At 63.8% G+C, this 23,716-nt stretch carries 24 protein-coding genes; 8 read left to right on the top strand and 16 right to left on the bottom strand.

Features of this window, described 5'->3' with window-relative positions:
• The first annotated feature begins 248 nt into the window (after window positions 1-248).
• Window positions 249-1,277, top strand: coding sequence for an extracellular catalytic domain type 2 short-chain-length polyhydroxyalkanoate depolymerase (locus tag V474_RS00390; RefSeq protein ID WP_059149620.1), 1,029 nt, complete (start codon window positions 249-251; stop codon window positions 1,275-1,277).
• A 24-nt stretch (window positions 1,278-1,301) separates the two neighbouring features.
• Here V474_RS00390 and V474_RS00385 read toward each other — a convergent pair whose 3' ends face one another.
• On the bottom strand, window positions 1,302-1,793 hold the full coding sequence (locus V474_RS00385) for a DUF192 domain-containing protein (RefSeq protein ID WP_059149619.1): 492 nt from the start codon (window positions 1,791-1,793) through the stop codon (window positions 1,302-1,304).
• Window positions 1,794-2,384, bottom strand: coding sequence for a regulatory protein RecX (locus V474_RS00380; protein ID WP_059149618.1), 591 nt, complete (start codon window positions 2,382-2,384; stop codon window positions 1,794-1,796).
• Window positions 2,385-2,534: 150 nt separating this feature from the next.
• On the opposite strand from V474_RS00380, the gene V474_RS00375 reads away from it, so the two are divergent.
• The gene (locus tag V474_RS00375) at window positions 2,535-4,295 is read left to right on the top strand and encodes a fatty acyl-AMP ligase (protein ID WP_059149617.1); all 1,761 of its coding nucleotides are present in this window, start codon (window positions 2,535-2,537) and stop codon (window positions 4,293-4,295) included.
• 61 nt (window positions 4,296-4,356) lie between these two features.
• Here V474_RS00375 and V474_RS00370 read toward each other — a convergent pair whose 3' ends face one another.
• From V474_RS00370 to V474_RS00350, 5 genes are all read right to left on the bottom strand, one after another.
• The gene (locus V474_RS00370; RefSeq protein WP_059149616.1) at window positions 4,357-5,619 is read right to left on the bottom strand and encodes an MFS transporter; all 1,263 of its coding nucleotides are present in this window, start codon (window positions 5,617-5,619) and stop codon (window positions 4,357-4,359) included.
• A 75-nt stretch (window positions 5,620-5,694) separates the two neighbouring features.
• Complete coding sequence (locus V474_RS00365; RefSeq protein WP_236710467.1) at window positions 5,695-6,150, bottom strand: DUF2721 domain-containing protein; 456 nt, start codon at window positions 6,148-6,150, stop codon at window positions 5,695-5,697.
• A 6-nt stretch (window positions 6,151-6,156) separates the two neighbouring features.
• Window positions 6,157-6,987, bottom strand: coding sequence for a class I mannose-6-phosphate isomerase (locus V474_RS00360; protein WP_059149614.1), 831 nt, complete (start codon window positions 6,985-6,987; stop codon window positions 6,157-6,159).
• Window positions 6,984-8,027, bottom strand: a complete 1,044-nt coding sequence (locus V474_RS00355) for a mannose-1-phosphate guanylyltransferase (protein ID WP_059149613.1) — start codon at window positions 8,025-8,027, stop codon at window positions 6,984-6,986. The genes V474_RS00360 and V474_RS00355 overlap by 4 nt, the downstream gene beginning before the upstream one ends.
• 88 nt (window positions 8,028-8,115) lie before the next feature.
• Entirely contained in the window at window positions 8,116-8,853 is a 738-nt protein-coding gene (locus V474_RS00350) for a TonB family protein (protein WP_059149612.1), read from the bottom strand.
• A gap of 145 nt (window positions 8,854-8,998) precedes the next feature.
• Between V474_RS00350 and V474_RS00345 the strand changes: the two genes are divergently transcribed.
• A complete protein-coding gene (locus V474_RS00345; RefSeq protein WP_059150696.1) occupies window positions 8,999-9,652 on the top strand; it encodes a glutathione S-transferase family protein in 654 nt (217 codons plus the stop codon).
• A 65-nt stretch (window positions 9,653-9,717) separates the two neighbouring features.
• Here the strand turns inward: V474_RS00345 and serA are convergent, their stop codons facing one another.
• Both serA and V474_RS00335 read right to left on the bottom strand, forming a co-directional pair.
• Window positions 9,718-11,301 (bottom strand): phosphoglycerate dehydrogenase, encoded by a 1,584-nt coding sequence (serA, locus tag V474_RS00340; protein ID WP_059149611.1) that lies wholly within the window; start codon window positions 11,299-11,301, stop codon window positions 9,718-9,720.
• Between the two features lie 119 nt (window positions 11,302-11,420).
• Window positions 11,421-12,554, bottom strand: a complete 1,134-nt coding sequence (locus tag V474_RS00335; protein ID WP_059149610.1) for a phosphoserine transaminase — start codon at window positions 12,552-12,554, stop codon at window positions 11,421-11,423.
• 207 nt (window positions 12,555-12,761) lie between these two features.
• Between V474_RS00335 and V474_RS00330 the strand changes: the two genes are divergently transcribed.
• Both V474_RS00330 and V474_RS00325 read left to right on the top strand, forming a co-directional pair.
• Window positions 12,762-13,439 (top strand): extensin-like domain-containing protein, encoded by a 678-nt coding sequence (locus V474_RS00330; protein ID WP_059149609.1) that lies wholly within the window; start codon window positions 12,762-12,764, stop codon window positions 13,437-13,439.
• Window positions 13,440-13,531: 92 nt separating this feature from the next.
• The gene (locus V474_RS00325) at window positions 13,532-14,236 is read left to right on the top strand and encodes a DUF2490 domain-containing protein (RefSeq protein WP_059149608.1); all 705 of its coding nucleotides are present in this window, start codon (window positions 13,532-13,534) and stop codon (window positions 14,234-14,236) included.
• Between the two features lie 46 nt (window positions 14,237-14,282).
• Here the strand turns inward: V474_RS00325 and V474_RS00320 are convergent, their stop codons facing one another.
• From V474_RS00320 to ykgO, 7 genes are all read right to left on the bottom strand, one after another.
• Window positions 14,283-15,548 (bottom strand): amidohydrolase family protein, encoded by a 1,266-nt coding sequence (locus tag V474_RS00320; RefSeq protein ID WP_059149607.1) that lies wholly within the window; start codon window positions 15,546-15,548, stop codon window positions 14,283-14,285.
• Between the two features lie 194 nt (window positions 15,549-15,742).
• Entirely contained in the window at window positions 15,743-16,507 is a 765-nt protein-coding gene (locus V474_RS00315) for a proteasome-type protease (RefSeq protein WP_059149606.1), read from the bottom strand.
• Between the two features lie 74 nt (window positions 16,508-16,581).
• Window positions 16,582-17,445 (bottom strand): transglutaminase family protein, encoded by an 864-nt coding sequence (locus V474_RS00310; RefSeq protein WP_059149605.1) that lies wholly within the window; start codon window positions 17,443-17,445, stop codon window positions 16,582-16,584.
• A gap of 12 nt (window positions 17,446-17,457) precedes the next feature.
• Window positions 17,458-18,405 (bottom strand): alpha-E domain-containing protein, encoded by a 948-nt coding sequence (locus V474_RS00305; RefSeq protein WP_059149604.1) that lies wholly within the window; start codon window positions 18,403-18,405, stop codon window positions 17,458-17,460.
• A 13-nt stretch (window positions 18,406-18,418) separates the two neighbouring features.
• Window positions 18,419-19,855 carry a circularly permuted type 2 ATP-grasp protein gene (locus tag V474_RS00300; RefSeq protein WP_059149603.1) on the bottom strand — a complete coding sequence of 479 codons (1,437 nt, stop codon included), beginning with the start codon at window positions 19,853-19,855 and terminating at the stop codon, window positions 18,419-18,421.
• A gap of 120 nt (window positions 19,856-19,975) precedes the next feature.
• Complete coding sequence (locus V474_RS00295; protein ID WP_059149602.1) at window positions 19,976-20,629, bottom strand: HAD family hydrolase; 654 nt, start codon at window positions 20,627-20,629, stop codon at window positions 19,976-19,978.
• Window positions 20,630-20,726: 97 nt separating this feature from the next.
• On the bottom strand, window positions 20,727-20,852 hold the full coding sequence (gene ykgO / locus V474_RS00290; RefSeq protein WP_004210176.1) for a type B 50S ribosomal protein L36: 126 nt from the start codon (window positions 20,850-20,852) through the stop codon (window positions 20,727-20,729).
• 226 nt (window positions 20,853-21,078) lie between these two features.
• Between ykgO and V474_RS00285 the strand changes: the two genes are divergently transcribed.
• The 3 genes from V474_RS00285 (at window position 21,079) to V474_RS00275 (ending at window position 23,679) form a co-directional block, all read left to right on the top strand.
• Window positions 21,079-21,813 (top strand): hypothetical protein, encoded by a 735-nt coding sequence (locus tag V474_RS00285; protein WP_059149601.1) that lies wholly within the window; start codon window positions 21,079-21,081, stop codon window positions 21,811-21,813.
• 91 nt (window positions 21,814-21,904) lie between these two features.
• Entirely contained in the window at window positions 21,905-22,543 is a 639-nt protein-coding gene (locus tag V474_RS00280) for a hypothetical protein (protein ID WP_059150695.1), read from the top strand.
• Entirely contained in the window at window positions 22,540-23,679 is a 1,140-nt protein-coding gene (locus V474_RS00275; RefSeq protein WP_059149600.1) for a M14 family metallopeptidase, read from the top strand. Before V474_RS00280 ends, V474_RS00275 begins: the two co-directional genes overlap by 4 nt.
• The last annotated feature ends 37 nt before the right edge of the window (window positions 23,680-23,716 follow it).

Raw genomic sequence — 23,716 nt, 5'->3', positions numbered from 1 at the left:
GAACTGCGCTTATCCGGTTGCGGTCCCACGATTCTCGGCCGCACGGACAGGCCGCGGGCAGGAAGACGCCGGATGGGGAATGCTCAGGTGCCTTGGCGATACATGGCCGGACGCCCGGAAACGCCGCCATTTTGGATGGCAGCCGGGCTGGACAGCGGGATCAACATGAGTCAGGCTTCAACTAGGGAAATGCCGTGTAAGCACCGACGCGGTCATGCCGCATTCGTGTTGGTGGGGGAATATTCGTCATGCGCCATCTGTTCGCCGCGATCTCCTGTCTGCTCGCCGGCCTCATGGCCCCGGCTGCCGGCGCCGACCCCGCGCCGCTGCCGCATCTTGGCACCGATGCGCAGCGAACGTCCGTGTCGGGGTTATCATCCGGCGGTTTCATGGCGGTGCAATATGCGGTCGCTTTTTCGAAGAGCACGATCGGCGCGGGGATCGTCGCGGGCGGACCTTATGGTTGCGGGGTGCTCGGCGCAGTGGACGCCCTCGCCTGCATGGCCGGTTCCGGGCTTTCGCCTGCAGGCTCGTACTCGCTCACGCTCAATTATCAGGCGTTCGGGTTGATTGATCCGCTGTCCAACATCGCGCGCCAGCGGCTCTACCTGTTCCACGGCGCCGCCGACACCACGGTTTCCGCGGCCACTATGGCAGCGCTGCGCCAGTTCTACCTCGACCTGAAGGTGCCTGCGGCGAACATCGCCTACGTCTCGGCCATAGGCGCGAACCACGCGTTTATTTCGGATGAGACCGGCAACGGCTGCGAAGTGCTGGCCGCTCCGTTCATCAATAAGTGCAAGCAGGGCCACGGCCTCTACGATCAGCCCGCCGCCATCCTGAAGCAAATCTTCGGCGACCCGCCAGCAGTGGGCAGCCAGCTTGCCGGCAATCCGATCGCTTTCAACCAGTCACCGTTCCGCGCGCCGCTGTCGAGCCTCGAGGATGCCGGCTACCTCTATGTTCCGGCCCGCTGCCGCGAGGCCGCAGCGCATTGTCCGGTTCACGTCGTGTTCCACGGCTGCGAACAGGGCGCGGGAACCGTGGGAGACGCGGTGTACCACCAGCTCGGCTACAACGGCTGGGCCGAAATCTACGGCCTCGTCATGCTGTACCCGCAAGTGGCGAAAAGCCAGCTGATGCCGATGAATCCCCACGGCTGCTGGGACTGGTGGGGCTACGACGGAAAGGGGCCCGGCACGTTCCTGACGCACTACGGCACCCAGCTTTCCGCCATCAATGGGATGGTTGCCGAACTGGCCAAGCCTGCCGACTAGCAGGCCCGGTGTTCGGCAGGCGCCTTACCAGCTGACCTTGTCGCCCGCCTTGATACCCAGCTGCGCAGCGCGCCCGCCGTTGAGTTCGAGCACGCCCGAAGTCACGCCGTCTGCCGGCAGCGGCGTTTCATCATAAGGCACCGCGTTTGCCGCGATGTTCAAAATGCGGTGGTCGGTGCCGATGAAGATGATGTCGAGCGGGATCACCGTGTTGCGCATCCAGAAGGCAGCGCGGCGCGGCGGATCGTTGACGAAGATCATGCCCTCATCCGCGCCCATCTGCGTACGGAACATCAGCCCCTTGGCCTGTTCCTGTGCGGTGGTGGCGACTTCCACCTTGAAGGCATGGGCGCCGCTCTGCGACTTCACCTTCAGGGGAATGATCCGCAGGCCTGATTCCGGGTGAACTGCGGCCTGCGTTGCCGCTGGTTTGGCATCGGCATCCGAGCCGCCCTGCGAACAGGCGGCAAAGGCGAAAAGGAAGGCTGCGGCAAAAGTGCTGCGTGTCAGGCGCATTCAATCGTCTCCGAATTCCGACTCGCCCCACTCTTCGAGCGCGTCGGCATCGTCGCTCTCGACGATCCGGCGCGCGATGTCGAGCGGGTGCCCGGCACGCAGCATCGCCGCGAGCTGCTTGTCGTGCAGCTTTGGATCGACTTCGCTGTCGCCCCGCTGAACCGCGAAAGGCCCGAAGCGCCGCCGCCGCGCCAGCACCAGCGCAGCGCGGCGCTGCTCGCCCAGCCCCGGCCGCTGCTCAGCGCGCAGATCCTCGTTCACGCCCGCCTGCCCCAGCGCCTCGCCCACGCGCCGCGCCCCGTAGCCGCGTCGCAGCAGGCTGCCTGCCTTCATCTTGGCCCATGCGGCATCGTCGACATAGCCCTTCTCGGCATAGCGCCCGACCAACTCCTCAAGCGCGCCGAACACTTCGCCGCCATTTGCGTCATCACCGTCCCAGCCCCGTTCGCGCGCCTTGCGCTGCAGATAAAGGCGCAGCTTGGCTTGCGTCGTCGCAAATCGCGCGACATAGGCCAACGCCAGTTCCTCCAGGCGGACCGGGTTCAAAGGTGGCGGGCCCTTGCGGCCTTCATTGCGACGCTTGTCAGACATGTTGCCCTATTCGTGCCACACTCGGCTCGGATTGGGGAGAGTGCGCGAGACCGTAAAGGGACGCATCACAGCTATCTACGGTTCAGGAACGACCGCTTAGAAGCGCCGGTCTTGCGAAGTTAATGGTATAACAACAACAGGTTAGAAAACATGGCCGACACCATCAGCTTGGTGCCGAATACGGGTCAGGCACTTATACCGACCCCGAACGAAGACGTGCTGGAGCGCCGCTTCGCCGACTTCGCCACTTTCGGCGATGCCCTCGATTATGCCGCAACCGGCCAGCGTGGTTTCAATTTCCACGACCCGCGCGGCACCCTCACGCGGGTATACCCCTACAGCGAACTGCGCACCGACGCGATCGCTGTTGCCCATGCGCTGATCGCGCGCGGTGTGAAAAAGGATGACCGCGTCGCCCTCATCGCCGAAACCGGCGTGGACTTCGCGGCCCTGTTCTGCGGCGCGGTTTATGCAGGCGCCTGGCCGGTGCCGCTGCCGCTCCCCACCAGCTTCGGCGGCAAGGACAACTACATCGACCAGCTCTGCGTCCAGCTCGCCAGCTCGGACCCGGTCCTGCTCATCGGTCCGGACGAAATCGCCGCGATGACCAGCGTCGCCGCCGAGCGTCAGGGCTGCAACCACGCCGTCTGGACCGACTTCGCGGCCAAGGACGCCCCGGTAGTCGACTTGCCCAAGGCCGACCCGGACGATATCTGCTACCTGCAGTATTCGAGCGGCTCCACTCGCTTCCCTCACGGCGTTGCGGTGACCCACCGTTCACTGCTGTCGAACCTGGCGAGCCACAGCCACGGCATGGAATTCCAGCCGAGCGACCGCTGCGTTTCCTGGCTCCCCTGGTATCATGACATGGGTCTGGTCGGCTGCTTCCTGTCGATGATCGCCAACCAGGTTTCCACCGACTATCTCAAGACCGAGGATTTCGCCCGCCGTCCCCTGGCATGGCTTGACCTCATCACCCGCAACCAGGGCACCACGGCGTCCTATTCGCCTACCTTCGGCTACGACATCTGCGCGCGCCGCATCTCCAGCCAGACCGCCGTGGGCGACCGTTTCGACCTGTCGCGCTGGCGCATCGCGGGCAACGGCGCCGACATGATCCGCCCCGATGTGATGCAGAGCTTCGTAAATGCCTTTGCCGATGCCGGCTTCAAGGCATCGGCGTTCCTGCCCAGCTACGGCCTTGCCGAAGCTACGCTGGCCGTCACTATCATGCCACCGGGCGAAGGCATCCGCGTCGAACTGGTCGAGGAAGAGCGCCTGTCGGGCAGCCCCCGCGACCTCTCGCGCCCGGCCCGCTACCGCGCCATCGTCAACTGCGGCAAGCCCGTGCGCGACATGGAAGTGGTGATCCGGGGCGAGGACGGTAATCCGATCGGCGACCACAAGATCGGCAAGGTCTGGTGCCGCGGCACCAGCGTCATGCACTCCTACTTCCGCGACCCTGAGGCGACCGCCGCCTGCATGGTGGACGGCTGGCTCGACACCGGCGACATGGGTTACATGGCGCAAGGCTACCTGTTCATCGTCGGCCGCGCGAAGGATATGATCATCATCAACGGCAAGAACCACTGGCCCCAGGATATCGAATGGGCCGTGGAACAGCTGCCGGGCTTCAACCACGGCGATATCGCCGCTTTCTCGGTGGAGATGGACAATGGCGAGGAAACCCCCGCCGTGCTCGTCCACTGCCGCGTCTCGGACCCGGTGAAGCGCCTCGAACTGCACGAGATGATCCGCGACAAGGTGCGCTCGATCACCGGCATGAACTGTGTGGTCGAACTGATCCCGCCCAAGAGCCTGCCACGCACCAGCTCGGGCAAGCTCAGCCGCGCCAAGGCGAAGAAACTTTACCTCTCGGGTGAAATCGAGCCGTTCAACCTCGCCGCATAAAACAGCGCCGGAACATGAAAAAAGGCAGGGGACCGCAGAGGTTCCCTGCTTTTTTCGTTGTTCAAACCGTGGCTTTGTCGTCCTGCCACTGCGGCATCGGCGGCAGCGCCAGCAACAGCGCGCCGCCTAGCGCGCAGGCCACCGCGCCGGCCCACAGGAACGGCTCGTAGTTGCCCGAGGCATCGTAGACCTTGCCGGCGATCCACGGCCCCAGCCCCGACGCCAGCGCCACCAACGCCGACATCACCCCATAGACCATCCCGAAGTTTCGCATTCCCGCATAGCCGGCGGTGAGGAATGCTGTGATCTGCGTCTTGGAGCCGGCTGCATAGCCGTTGATGACGAGCGCGATGATGAGCGCAGGCATTGAATCGAACCACCAGATCAGCACTGCGAAGGTCACCGACGTAACACCCATCGTCACGCTACCCACCCAGTTGGGTCGGAACCTGTCGAGCAGCACACCGGTCACCAGCTTGCCGATGATCCCGGCGATGCCGCCCAGGGAGAGTAGCCATGCCGCATGGCTACGTGGAACCCCGGCCTCGGTCAGGATGGGGAACAGGTGCAGGGCGAGGCCGATGGTCATCATCATCACCACGAACGAGGACACTGCGACCTGCCACAAGGCCACGCTGCGCAGCGCTTCGCGCTTGTAGAGGCCGGGTAGGACGACAACCGGCCGCAGCACCGCGCCTGTCTTTGCCTCCTTCGCCTTGCGGTCATGCGCGTCGGTCAGGAACAGCCAGCACAGCAGCAGCGTGACCCCGCCCCAGCCAAGGCCGAACCACACGTAAGCCGACCGCCAGCCGAAGTTCTCGATCAGGAAGTTACCCAGCGGCGGCACCAGGGTTTGCGCGATGGCAGGGCCGGTCACGGCAAGGCCAAGCGCCAGCCCCCTGCCCTTGTTGAACGTGCCGGCAACGGCGGTGGTCCAGATCGTCGACTTGATGCTGGTCAGGATGAAGCCGAAGACGATCCACATCATCACCCACTGCGCTTGGGAACCGCTGGCGAACGAGAACATGCAGGTTGCAGCCATCGTCACCGCCACGCCGGGCAGGCCAAGCCGGCGCGAACCGAAGCGGTCGATCAGCGCGCCGTAAAATGGGGAGAGCAGCGCCGTGACCGCGGTGGCGATCGCCGGTCCCATCGACAGGGTGGCCCGGTCCCAGCCAAATTCACGTTCCAGCGGCTCGATGAACAGGCCCGTCGCGGAGAGCAGCACCGAAAAGAACGAAAAACCCGCCATCGCCGCCACGACGATCGGCCAGCCTCGTTGCCATTCCTCCAGGTTGCCGCCGGCCTTGCTCGCAATCCCCATGTGCCTCTCCTCCTGCCGGGAGACACTAAGGCAATAACGATAATCGCCAACCGCTAGGGCGATGCCGGTGAAACGCTACGTAATCTCGCGGTGCAGTTCCAGATAATCGCTGGGGATGCGCAGCGCCTTGGCTGCAACCTGCGTCTCTTGCAGGAACAGCACCAGCGCGATCAATAGCAGCACGATCGAGGCAAGGAACGTCATCGCCGCAGCCGTATGCCAGTCGGACCCGCTCAATCCCGAGAGGAACAGGATCGCCACCGTCACACCGATCGCCAGGCCCGACAGCACCATCATGCGCACCGCATGGGTAATCAGCGTCATCCGCTGGTGAACGAGGCGCAGTTCGCTGACGATCATGTCGTGCTGCGGTCCTTCTGTGGAGCCGTGACGTTCCTGCAGCGTCCGAGCGCGGTCAACCACCCGGCCCAGCCGCGTCGAGAGGATGTTGAGGATATTGCCAATGGCCACCAGCACGAAAACCGGGGTCAGGGCCAGTTGGATGGTCTGGACGATCATGCCATCCCTCATGCAGCCTTACGCTCCGTCTGCACAGCCCCTGGCAAGCAGGCAGACGCCGTTATCCGCAAAGCGCACGTCGGCAAGGCTGGCGGCAAAAGCGCAGCCGCCCGGCGCGATGGCCTCGCCGCCGACTTCGACGTCACCCTCGCGCGGGATCACCAGAAGCGCGGCCGGATAGCGGGCGGCGACCTCCGGTGAAGGGGCGCCTGCGACCTGATCGAGCAGGAACAGCGGGCCGTCCACCAATTGCTGCGATCCGTGCGGGGCGACGGTCTTGTGCCAGCGATCCAGCACGTACCGCTCACCCTTCGATACCGCCACGCCGTCATCGAGATGCAGTTCGCGCGGGCGGCCATAGTCGTAGAGGCGGTAGGTGATATCGCTGTTCTGCTGCACCTCGATCAGGCCCACGCCTGCGCCGATGGCGTGGACGGTGTTGGCCGGGATGTAGAAGAAATCGCCGGGCGCAACCGGGTGCCAGGTCAGCAGGTGCTCGATCGAACCGTCGAGCGCGGCAGCCCGCATCGCCGCTTCGTCCAGATCGCTGTCGAAGCCGATGCCCAGTGTCGCCCCCGGCTCGGCGGCGATGATGAGCCAGCACTCTTCCTTGCCCTGGCGCCCGATGCCCTTGGCGATCGTCTGCGCGTCGGAGGGATGAACCTGCACCGACAGCGCTTCGCTGGTGAAGATGTACTTGACCAGCAGGTCCGGCAGGGCGGCGGGCGGCTCGAACCAGATCTCGCCGATGCGGACGCCTTCAGGCGCCGTGAATGGCGCAGGCAGCACGTCCTTGCCCCAGGGTTTTTCGACCTGGCGGGTCGGCAGCGCCGCGCGCGCCGAGCTCACTGATTTACGGCCCCGGACAGCTTGCCGACCTTCTGCACGCCCGCGACCGTGGTGATCATGATGTCATCGCCGTCGACGACGACGATCACGTCCTCCAGCCCGATCACCGAAACGCGCGGACCATCGCTGTCGACCAGCACATTGCGGCAGTCGACCAGTTCGGCCTCGCCTGCACCGCGCACCGAATTGCCGCTCTCGTCGGCTGGCAACGCCTCATAGAGCGCGTGCCAGTTGCCGATGTCCGACCAGTTCATGTCGGCGGGCACCATCGCGGCGCGGGCGGTGTTTTCCATTACCGCGTAATCGACCGAATCGCTGGGCACGGCGTCAAAGGTTGCCCCATCGGGATGGAAGCGCTGACCGTCCTCGCTCCCCTTTGCGACCGCTTCGGCAACCCCGGCGGCGATCTGCGGGCGGTGCGCTGCGAGTTCGGCCAGGAAGTCCTTGACGCGGAATGCGAAGATGCCGCCGTTCCAGGCATAGATACCCTCGGCGAGGAACGCCTTGGCCCGTTCCAGGTCCGGCTTCTCGACGAACTGGGCGGTACGAAAGGCAGTGTCCGAAATCGCCTCGCCGCGTTTGAGATAGCCAAAGCCGGTCTCGGGCGCTGTCGCCTCGATGCCGAACGAGACCAGCCAGCCTTCCTGCGCCAGATCCGCGGCCGCGCAGGCAACGGCGGCAAAGGCGTCGGCATTGCCGATGTGGTGGTCGCTGGGGCAGACCAGCATCACCGCATCCTCGGGCAGACGGCAGGCGGCCAGCGCGATGGCAGCAGCGGTATTGCGCGCGGAAGGCTCAACGATGACCTGCGCGCCCTCGACCGCGCCAAGCTGCGCTTCGACATGGGCAAGATGCTGACGTCCCGTCACCACCACCGGCGGGGCGAAACCGCCGGAAGCCGGACACCGCGCCAGCGCCGCTTCGAAAAGCGTATTGTCCCCGACCAGAGGCAGGAAGGGCTTGGGCATCGAAGCTCGGCTGCGCGGCCAGAGGCGCGTGCCGCTGCCTCCGCAAAGGATCACGGGAACGATGGTGGGCATGAAATCTTTCGCTCGTCAGATGACGCTTGAGTGCGCCCGGTCATAAACCCTGCTTGCTGCGATGCAATGTTACAGGTTGTTCAGAGCTTCAATAAAACCACCGCTGACGCCAGCGATATACGGCTTCTATGGGACTTCCCCTAGGGTCTAGCGCGGGGTCGAAACGAAACCGTTTGACGGCAAGCGTACAGGTAATCCCGTCCGCCTGCGAATCGGGACTGTGCTGAACCACACGGCAGCCCTTTACCCGCCCGTCGGCGCCAACGGACAGGTCTATCACGACCGAGGCGCCGATGCGCAGTTCCCGGCTGGCGCGCGGATAGTCTTTCGCCGAGCTGATCTCGCCCGCGATCTTGACGGTTGGCTTGCCCGTTCCGCCGCCGCCACCGCCAGTCCCGACCGCGCCGGCCCCGGTGCCTTTGGCGATGCCGGATGCGCCCGTTCCATCGCCCTGCCCGCTGGCGCCTGATGCGTTTTCCTCTCCTTTGTCTGCGACCTGCGGGGCCTGTGTCGGTCTGACAACCACCGCTGCGCGAGGCGCTGACACTTCGCGCGGAGTGGCCTTCGATGCTGGTGCTCCAGCCGCGCCTTCTTCCTTCGGCGGAGCGCGTCGGGGAGCGATGGTCGGCGAAGGCTCTGGATCGGGCGCCGAAGGCGGCTCTAAACTGACGGTAACGGCCTGCATGACAGCACGCACTGCTTTAGCGGCGATGTCCGGCGTAAATGCGCGGATCAGCCCGGCGACCAGCACGAAGTGGATCAGTAACACCGCCCCAGCTGCGCCCCAGCGCGGCCGTCGTTCGGACCGGAATTGGAACCGCGTCATGCAATGCAGATCGCACAAGCGGGTAATCGGGCGCAACCTCTGCCGAACGAAGAGCGTGTCTAACAATCTAGGATCAGGCTGCAAATGCCCCCTGTTGCCAAACGCCGTCGTTGTGATCATCTTCCTTGCAAGGCGGACCCAGACGATGACCATCACCATCACAGCCTTCGAACGCTCTCCCGATCGCGGACAGGGACTGGCGCGAGACATGGCCGTTCGTTGGGCGCTCGAGGAAGTGGGTCTGGCTTACGAGGTCCGCCTCGTTTCGTTTGAGGCCATGAAACAACTGCCGCACCGGGCGGCAAACCCCTTCGGCCAGATTCCCTCTTACGAAGACGGCGATCTGACCTTGTTCGAATCCGGCGCCATCGTACTTCACATCGCTCGGCGCCATGCAGGCCTGCTCCCGGACGATGCCGATGCGCGCGCCCGCGCGGTAACCTGGATGTTCGCGGCACTGAGTACGATGGAGCCGCCCATCGTCGAGCGCTCGATGGCCGTGATCTTCGAAAGCGACAAACCGTGGGCCGCTGAACGCTTGCCCGGCATCGATGGCCGCATCCGTACTCGCCTGCGCGAACTGGCCGACCGGCTGGGCGATGCCGAGTGGCTGGACGGCGCATTCAGCGCGGGCGACCTGCTGATGGTCGCAGTGCTGCGCAGGCTCCGCAGTTCGCGCATGTTGGAAGAATATCCCGGACTTCATGCCTATGTCGCACGCGGGGAAGCGCGCCCCGCCTTCCAGCGCGCCTTCGCGGACCAGTTGGCCATCTTCAACGCCGCACCGCCGCCCGGCTGAAACCTTAACGAAAAAGGGGCCGGCGCTTTCACGCCGACCCCTTTTCATAGCCAGAAAACCTCAGATCAGAACGCGAGCGCCTTGACCGTCTTAACACCGGGCAGCGCGCGGGCCTGCTCCAGCACGTCAGCGGCGACCGGGGTGTCGACCGAGAGCAGCAGCACGGCCTCGCCGCCGGTGGTGCGACGACCGAGGTTGAAGGTGCCGATGTTGATGCCCTGCTCGCCCATCAGGGTGCCGATGCGGCCGATGAAACCGGGGGCGTCCTCGTTGACGATGTAGAGCATCGAACCGTCCAGCTCTGCCTCGACCTTGATGCCGAACATTTCGACCAGGCGCGGCTCGACGTTGTTGAACAAGGTGCCGGCAACCGAACGCTCGCCCGCTTCGGTCTTCACCGAAACGCGGATCAGCGTGTGGTAGTCGCCCTCGCGCTCGGTCTTCACTTCGCGCACTTCCAGACCGCGCTCCTTGGCGAGGAACGGGGCGTTGACCATGTTCACCGTGTCCGACTGGACGCGCAGGAAACCGGCGAGAACGGCGGCGGTGATCGGCTTCTGGTTCAGTTCGGCAGCAGCGCCCTCGACGTGGATCGAGATGCGCGGCACCGAATCGACGGTCAGCTGGCCGACCATCGAACCCAGCACTTCAGCCAGCTTCATGTAAGGCTTGAGCTTGGGGGCTTCCTCGGCGCTCAGCGAAGGCATGTTGAGCGCGTTGGTGACGCCGCCGTTGACCAGGAAGTCGGCCATCTGCTCGGCCACCTGAAGCGCCACGTTGACCTGGGCTTCGGTGGTCGATGCGCCCAGGTGCGGGGTGCAGATGAAGTTCGGGGTGCCGAACAGCGGCGAATCCTTGGCCGGCTCGGTCTGGAACACGTCAAGGGCAGCGCCGGCGATGTGGCCCGAATCGAGGCCTGCCTTGAGAGCTGCCTCGTCGATCAGGCCGCCGCGTGCGCAGTTGACGATCCGAACGCCCTTCTTGGTCTTGGCCAGATTCTCGGCCGAGAGGATGTTGCGGGTCTGGTCGGTCAGCGGGGTGTGCAGGGTGATGAAGTCCGCACGCGCCAGCAGCGTTTCGAGATCGGCCTTCTCGACGCCCATTTCCACGGCGCGCTCGGGCGTCAGGAACGGGTCGAAAGCCACGACCTTCATGCGCAGGCCCAGCGCGCGGCTGGCGACGATCGAACCGATGTTGCCCGCGCCGATGAGGCCAAGGGTCTTGCCGGTGACTTCAACGCCCATGAAGCCGTTCTTGGGCCACAGGCCTGCCTGGGTCTGGGCATTGGCTTCGGGCAGCTGGCGGGCCAGTGCGAAAATAAGCGCGATGGCGTGCTCGGCCGTGGTGATCGAGTTGCCGAACGGGGTGTTCATCACCACGACGCCCTGCGACGAAGCGGCGGGAATGTCGACGTTGTCGACGCCGATGCCGGCGCGGCCGATAACCTTGAGGTTTTTCGCGGCGGCAAGCATTTCCTTCGTCACGCGGGTGGACGAGCGGATGGCAAGACCATCGTATTCACCGATGCGGGCGATCTGCTGCTCGGCGTTCTCGCCGGTGATGACGTCAACGTCGCAGCCCATCTCGGTGAAGATGCGGGCTGCGTTGGGGTCCATCTTGTCGGAAATGAGGACTTTGGGCTTGGTCATGGGAATTGTTCCTTGGCTCGTCGCCCCCGCTGCTACTCGCGTCGATATGCGCGGGAGCGGGGAGGGAAGCGCGGTGCCCGTCTGCACGGGCACGCGCCGTTTCATGCGTGAAAGTAGGTTCAGCCCGCCTTGACGGTGGCGTAAGCCCAGTCGAGCCAGGGACCGAGATCCTCGATATCCTGGGTATCGACGGTGGCGCCGCACCAGATGCGAAGGCCTGCAGGGGCATCGCGGTAACCGGCAACGTCGTAGGCCGCGTCCTGCTTTTCCAGCAGGCCGGCGAACTTCTTGATGAAGTCGGCATCAGCGCCCGCGACGGTCAGGCAGACCGAGGTCTTGGACCGGCTGGCCTCATCGATGGCTAGGTGGCCGAGCCAGTCACGCTCCTCGACGATCTTGGAAAGCGCGGCGGCATTGGCGTCCGAACGGGCCTTCAGACCTTCCAGCCCGCCGATACCCTTGGCCCATTCCAGTGCAAAGATCGCGTCCTCGACGGCAAGCATCGAGGGGGTATTGATCGTCTCGCCCTTGAACACGCCCTCAGCGAGCTTGCCCTTGGAAACGAGGCGGAACACCTTGGGAAGCGGCCATGCCGGGATGTAGGTTTCCAGACGCTCGACCGCACGGGGGCCGAGGATCAGAACGCCGTGGCCGCCTTCGCCGCCCAGAACCTTCTGCCAGGAGAAGGTGGCGACGTCGATCTTCGACCAGTCGATGTCATAGGCGAACACGGCCGAGGTCGAGTCGGCGAAAGTCAGGCCTTCGCGGTCGTCGGGGATGAAATCGGCATTGGGAACGCGCACGCCCGAAGTTGTGCCATTCCAGGTGAACAGCACGTCGGTGCTGAAGTCGATCTGGGTCAAGTCGGGCAGTTGACCGTAGTCGGCGCGGATCACGGTGGGATCCAGCTTGAGCTGCTTGGCAGCGTCCGTCACCCAGCCCTCGCCGAAGCTTTCCCACGCCACAGTCGTCACCCCGCGCGCGCCGAGCATGGTCCACATGGCCATCTCGAAGGCGCCGGTGTCGGAACCGGGGACGATACCGATGCGGTGGGTGTCGGGAAGCTGCAGCACTTCGCGCATCAGATCGATGCAGTACGCAAGACGCGTCTTGCCGATCTTGGCGCGGTGCGAGCGGCCGAGTGCTTCGGTGTTCAGCTGTGCTGGGGTATATCCGGGCGGCTTGGCGCAAGGACCGGAAGAGAAATGAGGACGTGCAGGTTTACGCGCAGGTACGGCAATAAAATCAGTCATTTCTGACTCTCCTTACAGAGAGCTCGCGCGGCGTTGGGACCGCGTGGCCCGGCGCCGCATCTAAAGAGGTGGTGGGGGAAGTCAATCGACTTACGGCGTCCCGCCTGTGCAAATGTGTACTATATCCGCAAATGTTCGGATGTCGGGATGGCTCGCTCCATCGCACCGGTAATCTGAGGTTAACCTGCTCGCTTCAACAAGAGCGCAATGCGCAGAGTACTGCTCTTCCTGCCCCCCGTTCTGGTTGGCGTGGCCGCCCTTGCCGCCTGTGTGGATTCTCCTCGCCAGCCATCTCCGCGCCAACCCGCACGCTCGGCCCAGCGGCCGGTCAAGCCGCCGCGCGCCGATGTGCGCCAGTGCCTGTCCAGGCTGGGCGCGCAGCAGGCTGTCTTCAGCCCGGTGGAGGATCGCTACTACGGTAATTCCTGCTCCACCGTAGGCACGGTGAAACTCGCCGCGCTTAATACAGATAACGCCACGGTCACCGTGACTGGCCTTGGTCCGGCGACTTGCGCGGTGGCGACACCGTTCGCCGCCTGGGCGCGCTACGGCGTGGACCGGGCGGCCTTACAGATCCTTGGCAGCCGGGTGGTTAAGATCGAGACTTTCGGCAGCTATTCCTGCCGCAACGTGGCGGGGACCAGCCGCCGCTCCGGCCATGCAAGCGCCAATGCGATCGACGTCTCCGGCTTCGTTCTGGGCGACGGGCGACACATCACGATACTTGCCGACTGGAACGGCGGCAGCCCGGCCGAACGCCGTTTCCTGCGCACCGTTCACGACAGCGCCTGCAAGCGGTTCGGCACGACGCTGGGCCCAGCCTATAACGCAGCCCATGCGAATCACCTCCACCTCGAAGCCGACGGCGCCGATTTCTGCCGCTAGGCGGCATCGCCACAAGACCTGACCGGCCAGCAACGATCTCGACACGAACTAGCCATATTGGCCGAACCTTCATTCTCTGCCCGAAGGTCCGCATGAACCGCCCTGCCCTTGCCCGTTTCGCCCTCGCCGCAGCCGCCCTGATTTTCACTGCGACAGCACCGCAAATTGCCAGCGCCGAGACAAGCCATGACGAACAGGTCTGGGTAAATCTGACCGCGATGGGTTCGATCTCGGACAAGCTGGTCTATTTCGCGGAATTGCAACCACGCGTCGGCGACGGTGTATCGCGAGTCGATCCGCTGCTGCTGCGCGGCGCCGTGGGGTGGAAACTCTCGCCCTCGGTAACGCTCTATCAGGGCTATGCGCATGTCATCTCGCCTGTCGACGGGGGCCGCGACATAAACGAGGAGCGCAGCTTCCAGCAGCTCAACGTCGCGCTGGGCAAGCCGCTGGGCGGCGAGCTTTCCTCGCGCACACGGCTCGAACAGCGCTGGCGCTCGGACGGCGGCGACATGGGCTGGCGCCTGCGCGAGATGCTTCGTTACGAACATCCGTTGAAAGCCGGCAGCGACGCCGTGAATGCGCTGGTCTATGCCGAGGGCTTCATCGCCCTGAACGACACCGATTGGGGCGCACGCGGCGGTTTCGACCAGCTACGAAGCTTCGTCGGCGCGGAAGTAGGACTGCCGGGCGCCTCGACGCTGGAATTGGGCTATCTCAACCAGACCATAGACCAGACGCGCGGCCGGGTCCGCATGAACCATGTCGCCTCGATCAGCCTGTTCTACCGCCATTGATCGGTTCCTCCCCATTGCTGCGCGACGGGGAGGAAAATAGCGCCGATCAGAACGGCAGGTTGTAGAGCTTGACAGCGTTGCCTTGCAGCACTTTCCTGCGGACCTCGTCGCTGTATCCGCCCAGCACGTCCTTGAGGTGCGCCTGTACGCCCGGATAGAGCGAGGTGGGATGCGGAAAATCGGTTTCGAACATGACGTTGTCGACGCCGATGATTTCCAGCAGGTGTTTGGGGGCGATCTTCTCGAACCAGAAGGTGCAGTAGAAGTGATCGCGGAAGTAGTCCCAGGGCTGCTTCCTGAGCATGTCGCGCTTACCGGCGAGCATCTCGCGGAACTGGTGTTCCAGCGCTTCCACCGCAAAAGGCACCCAGCCGGCGCCGCTCTCGATCAGGCCGATCTTGAGCTTGGGGTGCCGGTCCAGGCGGCCCGAGACCATCCAGTTGCCCAGCGTCGCGGCATTGCCGATCGAGAACATCGTCGCCACGACCGACAGCGTCTGCTCGAACTGGAAACCTTCCCAGGTCAGCGTGTTGGGATCGATCGCCGCGTTGAGGTGGAAGTTGAGCGGCATGCCGGTCGCCTCGCACATCTCGAGGAACGGCGTCCAGTAATCGTGGTTGAAACTGGGTACGCCGACACGCTCGGGCGTATCGGGCACGACGAAGCCGCGCAGGCCCATGTCGTGGCAGCGCCGCGCCTCGGTTTCGAGGGCCTTCTGGTCCCAGAATGGCAGGTGCGCCATGTTGAAGATGCGCTGGCCCGAAGTTTCCTGGTACTCCGCCGAAGCGTCGTTGTAGATCTGGATGACCTGCAGCGCCAGTTCGGGATCTCCCAGGCTCATCAGCGAGCCGGCCTGTGTCACCCCCGAATTCTGGAAGCCGATCTGGGCATAGACGCCCATGTCGTCCATCGCCTGCAGGCGCTCCTTGATCTGATGCCCGCCGGGGTGCGCCTCTTCCAGCGTGGGGAAAGCAAGGCGGCCGAGCAGCTTGTTGTTGTCGGCGCGGATGACGTTGCCGCCCAGCGTGCCGAAATCACGGTCGCCCACGAACCAGCGGTCAGTGCCGTTGATCCGCTCCACCCGCGGCATCTTCGCTTTCATGGAAGCGGTTGCACGGCTGGTGAAGAGGTCCGGTGCCTCGGTGATATGGGTGTCGGTGTCGACGATCTTGATGCCTTCGAACATCGGATCGAGGCCGCCCGACTGCGAGGCATAGTCGACCTCGCGGATCGTGCCGCCTTCCTTGTACCCGTCGGCGGACCAGTACTTGCGTGCGGACTGCGACAGCTCGTGCGTGTCGTCATCGGCCATTGTAAATCTCCCGAAGAATGATGCCAATCCTTATGGCACTCACTTCGCAACCGGGCCGGGACATGACAATCGCGCGGGGCAATGCAACGCCGCGACGATAAATGGCAAAGTCTCGCTAACCCCGTGCTGCTTGGAGAAATGGTTTGCCGGCATCCCCGGATTCGATCCGGGACGACACCATCAGTTTTTAGAGATCAACCCAAGATTTCCTTCACAGCCGGGTCCATCCGGTAGTCTGGCAGCCCATCGAGCGCGTTGCGCAGGGCTTCGCTCCAACTGGTGGAAACGGCAGCGAAATAGGGGTCGGACGCCTCAATGCGGCGTTCATGGCGAGGCGTGAAGTGATCGCGCTCGATCACCAGCAGGTCGAGCGGCAGGCCGACCGAGAGGTTGGCCTTGAGCGTCGAATCGAACGACACCGTCATCAGCTTGATCGCGCTTTCAAAGCTCATGTCGCGCTCATAGCCGCGGATCAGGATCGGGCGGCCGTATTTGGTCTCGCCAATCTGGAAGAATGGGGTGTCGAAGCTGGCTTCGATGAAATTGCCTTCGGGATAGATCAGGAACAGACGCGGCTCCATGCCCTTGATCTGGCCGGCGACGATCATCGAGGCGCTGAATGTGCCGGCAGCGGCCTTCTGGCCATTGTCGGTGGCGCGTTCCTCGATGATGTCCTGAAGCAGGTTGCCCACGATCGAGGCGACCTTGAACATCGTCGGCGCTTCCAGCAGAGAATTGTGCCGCTCGGACGGAGCCTTGTTGCGCTCCTCCAACTGGCTGATGACGGCCTGTGTGGTGGCGAGGTTGCCGGCGGTCATGATCGTGATGATGCGCTCACCAGGGAGTTCCCAGTGGTACATCTTGCGGAAGGTCGAGATGTTGTCGACGCCCGAATTGGTGCGCGTGTCGCTCATCAGAACGAGCCCGCGATCCAGCATCATGCCCACACAATACGTCATCGAACCATCAAACCTTCAAACCCGTTTTTGTCTCCGCGCCTCTCCCAAGACGATATCGTGCGCGAAACGGCCTGTTAGCCGCCCTGCACCTGCCGCTGACCGCCAGAAGCGGACTGCTGCTGCTGTCCTCCTACCTTATTTTCGCCTACGGACAAATGAACATCGAGGCTCGTTTCCCCAGCACCGATGGCGATACCCGTAACCGGCGCCGCCTCTCGATAGTCGCAACCCGTGGCTACGCGGATATACCGCTCGTCGGGGCAGATCGCGTTGGAGACGTCGAAACCTACCCAGCCAAGACCTGGAACATGTGCCTCGGCCCAGCCGTGGCCGGCCTCCTGCTCGTCGCGGTCGTCCATATGCAGATAGCCGCCAACGTAGCGCATCGGCACGTCGAGCATGCGGCCTGCGGTGATGAAGATATGCGCGTGATCCTGGCACACGCCTTTGCCGGCGGCGAGCGCCTGTTCGGCGGTGGTATGGGCGTCGGTCGTGCCGCTGACGTATTCCACCTGCTCGGCAATCGCATTGGAAAGGACGTGGAGATAGCCCAGCGTATCCGACCGGTTAGCTTCGATCCCCGCGAGAAGCTGGCGCACCTTGGGCCCGGGCCTGGTCAGCGGCGTGGGCCGCAGGAAACACCATAGCGGCATGTGCCCGGTATGCGGTCCCGTGATGCCGTTGTTGTCTATCGTGCGGACCGTACCCTCGCAGGTGACGACCACTTCGGGCACGCCCGGCACGATCGAGACGAGATCGGTGTGGTTGAAATGCTGGTCGTCGTACGCAGCCTCGGGCTTGGCGCCCGCAAGGTCCATACGCCAGTCGATCACTTCCTGACCGTGCGTCGACTTGGGCTTCAGTCGCAGGCGCTGGAGCCCGTGGGTCACCTTGCCCTCGAAAACGTAGCGCGTGACATGTTTTACAGTGAGGAGCACGAAATGGCCCTCCTACTCGCTGAAACGGTAATCGGCCGCGATAGCGCTGCCGATCTCGATGGTCTTGCCGATGAAGTCCTGCAGGAATTCGTGCAGACCGCCTTCGAAGATTTCCTCGATGGCGGTCTGGTTGAGCTTGTCCCCCGCATCGCGCAGCAACTGATGTGCCGGAACCTCGTGCCCGTATTCCTTGGCGAGGCCCGCCATGTTGCTGCGAATCTTCTCATACGAAAAGACCAGACTGCGCGGGAACTGACCATCAAGGATCAGGAACCGGGCAATGCCGCGAGGGTCCATGGACCCTGCATTGAGCCACGAATAGGCCCGGTTGCCCGCGACCGATCGCAGCAGCGTGTCCCACTGCACATTGTCGAGGCTGGAGCCGACCCATGCGGCGGAGGGCAGCAGCACGTAATACTTCACGTCGAGGATACGCGCGGTGTTGTCCGCCCGCTCGATGAAGGTGCCGATGCGCGAGAAGTTGAAAACCTCGTTCCTCAGCATCGTCCCTTCGAGCGCGCCGCGCACCAGCGTGCCGATGCGGCGGATTTCGCGCAGAACTTCGCCCAGGTTAGTCTCCCGCACCGGCCGGGCGAGCAGGTCGCGCAGATGCATCCAGCCTTCGTTCGTGGTTTCCCATACCGCATTGGTAATGCTGGTACGCACGACGCGAGCATTGGTGCGCGCGTTCTCGACCATCGCCAACACCGAGCCGGGATTGTCACGGTCGCGCAGCAGATAGTTGAACACCTGCGAGCCTCCGAAGTCGGAATGCTTCGAACAATAGTCCTCCAGCATCCCGGTGGTCGTGAGGACCGACTTCCACTCCTCGTCCTGCGACTGGCGGTTGCCCCGCGTCAGCGCTAGGTGAAAACCCACGTCGATCAAACGCGCGGTATTTTCCGCGCGCTCGAGATAGCGGGACATCCAGAATACACCGCTTGCTCCACGTCCCAGCATCAGACCGCCCCCCTCACTCGTCCAGCACCCAGCTGTCCTTGGTGCCTCCGCCTTGCGAGGAGTTGACCACGAGGGATCCTTTCTTGAGCGCCACGCGGGTCAGGCCGCCAGGCGTGATGTCGATGCCGTCGGGCGAAACCAGCACGAAGGGCCGCAGGTCCAGGTGCCGGGGCGCGAGGCCTTCCTTGGTGAAGATCGGGCAGGTCGACAGCGAAAGCGTGGGCTGCGCGATGTAGTTCGACGGTTTGGCGCGCAGCTTCTGCTCGAAATCGGCGATCTCCTTTTTCGAGGAGGTCGGGCCGATCAGCATCCCGTAACCGCCCGATCCGTGCACTTCCTTGACGACGAGATCGGCCAGATTGTCGAGTACATAGCCCAGCGAATCGGCTTCCGAGCAGCGCCATGTCGGTACATTCTGGAGGATGGGTTTCTCACCGGTGTAGAACTCGACGATCTCGGGCATGTAGCTGTAGATCGCCTTGTCGTCGGCGATACCGGTACCGGGCGCATTGGCGATGGTTACCCCGCCGGAACGGTAGACATCGAAGATGCCCGCCACCCCCAACTGCGAATTGGGATTGAAGCTGAGCGGGTCGAGATAGTCATCGTCCACGCGGCGGTAGATGACGTCGATCGCCTTGTAACCGGTCGTCGTGCGCATGCACACACGCCCGTCGACGACACGCAGGTCGTTCCCTTCCACCAGCTCCGCGCCCATCTGGTCGGCCAGGAAAGCGTGCTCAAAATAGGCGGAGTTGAAGATGCCCGGCGTCAGTACCGCCACCACGGGCCGCTTGCCGCCTTTATACGCAGGCGGCGCGCAGGCGCGCAGGCTGCGGGCAAGACGGCGCGGATAGTCCGAAACCGGACGCACTGGAATCTTGGTGAACAGTTCCGGGAACATCGCCATCATCGTCTCGCGGTTCTCGAGCATATACGAGACGCCGGAGGGGGTGCGGGCGTTGTCTTCCAGCACCATGAAATCGTCCGGCCCGGTTCGCACCAGGTCGATGCCGACGACATGGGTATATACGCCGCCCGGCGGCGTGAAGCCGATCATCTGCGAGAGGAAAGCCTCGTTGTTGCGAAGCGCCTCGATCGGCAGGCGGCCGGAACGGATGATTTCCTGGCGGTGGTACAGATCCTGGAGGAAAGCATTGAGCGCCCTCACCCGCTGTTCGATACCGCGCGTCAACTTGCGCCATTCGCGCGCGGTGATGATCCGAGGGATCATGTCGAAAGGAATGAGCCGCTCTTCAGCGGCATCGTCGCCATAGACGTTGAAGGTGATACCAATTCGGCGGAAGAACCGCTCCGCCTCGGCATCCTGCCTTCTTAGCCAGCCCTTGTCCTGATTATCGAACCACTGGCGATATTCGGCGTAAGCAGGACGAACAGTGCCGTCCGCATTGAGCATCTCGTCGAAATTCGTACCGCTCTCAGCCGACATTTTGACTCCCTGTTGCACAAGTGATGCAACAGGAATCGGGACTTGCCAAGCACTCTCGCTGCACTTGCGAAGAAAATTTAACGCTGATGACAAACGGCATAAATCAGACCGTTTTGATCGTTAATTACGAGACAGTGACGGCGCCTCACCGATTAGACCCCTTGCCGAAAGATCCGCACGCAGCGTGGGGGCATCGCGGAAGTGATGGACCTGCCAGCCCGACGCGCGTGCACCGGCGATGTTGGCGGGGCTGTCGTCGATAAACAGCATCGCCTCCGGCGCATGGCCGAATCGGCGGGCGGCAAGTTCGAAGATGCGCGGATCGGGCTTGGCGATCTTCTCGTCGCCGGAAACGACGATATCGCCGAACAGATCGAACAAGGGCTCTCCCGCGCGGTAGTCACGCCAGAACAGGCTTGCGAAGTTGGTGATGGCGAACAGCGGCACGAACCGAGCGGCCAGTTCGCGCACGATCTCGTGGCTGCCGGGAACATTGCCGGGAATCGTCTCACCGAAGCGCGTGGCGTAAGCGTCGAGCAGATCGTCGTGGCCGGGAAACTCGGCTTTGCGGGCAGCGACCATCTCGACCAGGTCGCGCCCGGCGTCATGTTCGAAGTGCCACGCCTCGGTGACGACGTTTGCCATGAACCAGTCGAGCCGCGCAGGCTCGGCGATCAGCCGCGCGAAAAGGCGGCGCATGTCCCATTGGACCAGCACCCGCCCGACATCGAAGACCACCGCCTCGACCGGAGAGAATACATTAACGACAGACATGACAAGACCCCCGCGAGCAGCGGAGGCCTCATGCATTCGACGCGAAACCACCCGCCTTGTTCACCCGCCGGTAGAGGCGAGCTTCAGGCGAAAAGAATCAGCCCTGGCGGGCTTTGAAGCGACGATTGGTCTTGTTGATGACATAAGTACGGCCGCGGCGACGGATCACGCGGTTGTCACGGTGGCGGCCCTTGAGCGACTTGAGGCTGTTGCGAATCTTCATGGTCTATCTCGTCCGTGTCGTGTCTGGGCGGTTACCGACCGCCGGAAATTCGAAGTGGCGCCGTTAGTGGTAGCGGAGTGCGAAGTCAAGCAGGCTGCTTGATTCGAAGGCCGTTGCAGTTGATTTCACAAGGCCTATCTACACTGTTCATCTGCGGGCAACTTGCCGCGCGCATAACAGGTTCACGGGCGCGACCCCACCGAATTCGGACAAAAACGATACCATCATGAAAAAGCTCGAAGGCGCGGCGATCGCCGCAGGCATGGCCGCCATGCTCCTCGTCTCTTCTACCGCCCAAGCGCAGTGGGGACCGGGATATGGGGGCGGATGGGGCGGATATCGCGGTTCCGGCTGGGGCAATTCATTCGATTCGCCGCGCATTAACAACTCGCGCTCCAAAGATTCGCGTGAAGGGCGTGTAGAAGTCAGCCGTTTCGTCAGCAGCGACCCGGCCGCCGCCGCCGAACTGGGCAAGGGTCCTGTCTCGGTCGAATCCGAATCGGGCGATGGTCCCTGGGTCGAGGCGAGCATGCGCCGGACTTTCGAAGCGGCGATCGTGGATGCCCTCGTGGGCGCCGGCTACGACACGCTTCATCCCGACGTGCCGCAGCCGCAGATCACCAAGCTGAAGATTTCGCGTCAGGTACTGGCCCCGGGCGAAGAAAAGCGCAGCCCCGTCAGCGGCACCGCCGCGATTGAAACCGGCACTTACGGCACCGGCTATGGCCTTGGCATCAACGTCGACCTGACCAAGCCGCGCTCCGCGTTGGTCTCCACCCGGCTCGATGCCCGGATTGTCGAGAAGGACAGCGGCAAGGTGCTGTGGGAAGGCTATGCAACGATCGCCACCCGCGAGGGCGACGATAAGTGGAGCAACGGGATGATCGCCACCAAGCTGGCCGGCGCATTATTCGACAACTTCCCCAAGGCCGATGCGATAGCCGCTGTCGGCGAAGGTTGAGGCGGGAACCGGCGGCCCCGCCCTGCGCTTTCATCAGCATAATGCGGCGGGCAAATTTTGCCGGAAACACGGCTGGAGAGGACAGATGGCCATGATCGAGCGCAGGCTTCCCGCGCGGCGGCGCTATGCACACCTTGGCGCCGCCTTGGCCCTTGCAACAGGTTTTGCCCTGTCAGCCTGCGTCGCACCCGTCGGCCCGGTCGAAGTTACGCGCTTTCATGCGCCCAACATCGCGGGCCTTGGCCGCGGAACGATTCGCGTGGAACCTGCCCCCGGTCAGGCCGATACGCTCGAATTCCGCACATATGCAGCTTCGGTCGCGCGGGAACTCACCCGACTCGGCTATAGCGAGCCGCTTCCCGGCGCCGCGCGCAGCCAGCAGGTCGCCCTGCTGACGCTTGAGCGCCAGACGTTCAAGCCACAGCGTGGTCGCAGCCCGGTTTCGGTCGGCGTCGGCGGAGGCACGGGCGGATATGGCTCAGGCGTCGGCATGGGCATCGGCATCGACCTTTCCGGTCCACCTAAGGACCAGGTCGGCACCCGCGTCTTCGTGGCCATTCGCGAGCGGGCCGCACCTGCTACGGCCACCGCCTTGTGGGAAGGCCGCGCGATGTTCACCGTGCGCAGCGATTCGCCGCTGGCACAGGCACCGCTCGGTTCGGCGAAATTGGCCGAAGCTTTGTTCAAGGGGTTTCCGGGGCAGTCCGGCGAAACTATTCAGGTACGATGACCGACATTCAAATCACCGCGTCCTTCGACGCCGGCAACATCGAAGTCCTCTCCATCGACGGCGCCGAGGCCCGCCTTGCGATCCGCAAGGACCATGCATCGGACTTCTTCCAGTGGTTTCACTTCCGCGTCAGCGGCGCGGCCGGACGCGAACTGACCTTGCGAATCACCGGACTGGGCGCTTCCGCCTATCCGGGAGGCTGGCCAAATTACGACGCCTGCGTTTCCGAAGACCGTGAATTCTGGGGACGCGCGGCCAGCGAGTGGGATGCAAGCCGCGATGGCGGCACCCTCACCATCCGCTACCAGCCCGAAGGCGACCTTGCCTGGTTCGCCTATTTCGCGCCCTATTCGATGGAGCGCCACCACGACCTCGTCGCGCATATTGCCGGGGCCGACGGTGTCACCCATCGTTCGCTGGGCCTCAGCCTCGACGGCCAGCCGATCGACTGCCTCGAAACAGGCACCGGTCCGGTCCAGGTATGGCTCTATGCTCGCCAGCATCCGGGCGAATCGATGGCGGAATGGTGGATGGAAGGCGCGCTGGATCTACTGGCCGACCTTTCCGATTCGGTAGCGCGCGAATTGCGCAGGCGCTGCTCCTTCCACATCGTCCCCAATGCCAACCCGGACGGCTCGCGCCGGGGTCACCTGCGCACCAATGCTGCGGGGGTGAACCTCAACCGTGAATGGGACAGTCCCACGGCCGAGAAATCGCCCGAGGTCCTCGCCATCCGCGACGCTATGGACGCGACCGGTGTCGACTTCGCCATGGACATCCACGGCGACGAAGCAATCTCTGCCGTGTTCCTCGCCGGGTTCGAGGGCATCCCCTCGCTCAGGGACGAACAGCAGGCAGGCTACACCCGCTATGCGGATCTGCTGGAACGGCGCACGCCGGATTTCCAGACCAAGCTCGGGTATCCACTCACGCGGCCGGGCAAGGGCAACCTGACGATGTCGACCAACCAGCTGGCAGAGCGCTTCGGCGCGGTGTCGATGACTCTGGAAATGCCTTTCAAGGACCACGATGCCTCCGCCGACAAGCGCCAGGGGTGGAGCCCCGAACGGTCGGCGCAGCTGGGCCGCGATTGCCTCGGCGCGCTGCTTGAATGGTTGGTCGAACGCGAGACCTGATCGGCGAGTCCTCCCCCCACCGGGGAGGACATCGCTT

Source organism: Novosphingobium barchaimii LL02, assembly GCF_001046635.1.
GTDB classification, from domain to species: domain Bacteria; phylum Pseudomonadota; class Alphaproteobacteria; order Sphingomonadales; family Sphingomonadaceae; genus Novosphingobium; species Novosphingobium barchaimii.
Note: the sequence above shows the minus strand (reverse complement) of the source record. Positions and strands in the feature narration are given on the sequence as shown.

Bases quoted from the DNA above. Each gene is read 5' to 3' on its own strand.
- V474_RS00335 (WP_059149610.1), bottom strand. From the start codon at position 12,554: ATGACTGATTTTATTGCCGTACCTGCGCGTAAACCTGCACGTCCTCAT.
- V474_RS00365 (WP_236710467.1), bottom strand. From the start codon at position 6,150: ATGAGGGATGGCATGATCGTCCAGACCATCCAACTGGCCCTGACCCCG.
- V474_RS00275 (WP_059149600.1), top strand. From the start codon at position 22,540: ATGACCGACATTCAAATCACCGCGTCCTTCGACGCCGGCAACATCGAA.
- V474_RS00385 (WP_059149619.1), bottom strand. From the start codon at position 1,793: ATGCGCCTGACACGCAGCACTTTTGCCGCAGCCTTCCTTTTCGCCTTT.
- V474_RS00315 (WP_059149606.1), bottom strand. From the start codon at position 16,507: ATGACGTATTGTGTGGGCATGATGCTGGATCGCGGGCTCGTTCTGATG.
- V474_RS00280 (WP_059150695.1), top strand. From the start codon at position 21,905: ATGATCGAGCGCAGGCTTCCCGCGCGGCGGCGCTATGCACACCTTGGC.
- V474_RS00390 (WP_059149620.1), top strand. From the start codon at position 249: ATGCGCCATCTGTTCGCCGCGATCTCCTGTCTGCTCGCCGGCCTCATG.
- V474_RS00325 (WP_059149608.1), top strand. From the start codon at position 13,532: ATGAACCGCCCTGCCCTTGCCCGTTTCGCCCTCGCCGCAGCCGCCCTG.
- V474_RS00320 (WP_059149607.1), bottom strand. From the start codon at position 15,548: ATGGCCGATGACGACACGCACGAGCTGTCGCAGTCCGCACGCAAGTAC.
- V474_RS00350 (WP_059149612.1), bottom strand. From the start codon at position 8,853: ATGACGCGGTTCCAATTCCGGTCCGAACGACGGCCGCGCTGGGGCGCA.
- V474_RS00380 (WP_059149618.1), bottom strand. From the start codon at position 2,384: ATGTCTGACAAGCGTCGCAATGAAGGCCGCAAGGGCCCGCCACCTTTG.
- V474_RS00355 (WP_059149613.1), bottom strand. From the start codon at position 8,027: ATGCCCACCATCGTTCCCGTGATCCTTTGCGGAGGCAGCGGCACGCGC.
- V474_RS00370 (WP_059149616.1), bottom strand. From the start codon at position 5,619: ATGGGGATTGCGAGCAAGGCCGGCGGCAACCTGGAGGAATGGCAACGA.
- ykgO (WP_004210176.1), bottom strand. From the start codon at position 20,852: ATGAAGATTCGCAACAGCCTCAAGTCGCTCAAGGGCCGCCACCGTGAC.
- V474_RS00295 (WP_059149602.1), bottom strand. From the start codon at position 20,629: ATGTCTGTCGTTAATGTATTCTCTCCGGTCGAGGCGGTGGTCTTCGAT.
- V474_RS00330 (WP_059149609.1), top strand. From the start codon at position 12,762: ATGCGCAGAGTACTGCTCTTCCTGCCCCCCGTTCTGGTTGGCGTGGCC.
- V474_RS00345 (WP_059150696.1), top strand. From the start codon at position 8,999: ATGACCATCACCATCACAGCCTTCGAACGCTCTCCCGATCGCGGACAG.
- V474_RS00375 (WP_059149617.1), top strand. From the start codon at position 2,535: ATGGCCGACACCATCAGCTTGGTGCCGAATACGGGTCAGGCACTTATA.
- V474_RS00300 (WP_059149603.1), bottom strand. From the start codon at position 19,855: ATGTCGGCTGAGAGCGGTACGAATTTCGACGAGATGCTCAATGCGGAC.
- serA (WP_059149611.1), bottom strand. From the start codon at position 11,301: ATGACCAAGCCCAAAGTCCTCATTTCCGACAAGATGGACCCCAACGCA.
- V474_RS00305 (WP_059149604.1), bottom strand. From the start codon at position 18,405: ATGCTGGGACGTGGAGCAAGCGGTGTATTCTGGATGTCCCGCTATCTC.
- V474_RS00285 (WP_059149601.1), top strand. From the start codon at position 21,079: ATGAAAAAGCTCGAAGGCGCGGCGATCGCCGCAGGCATGGCCGCCATG.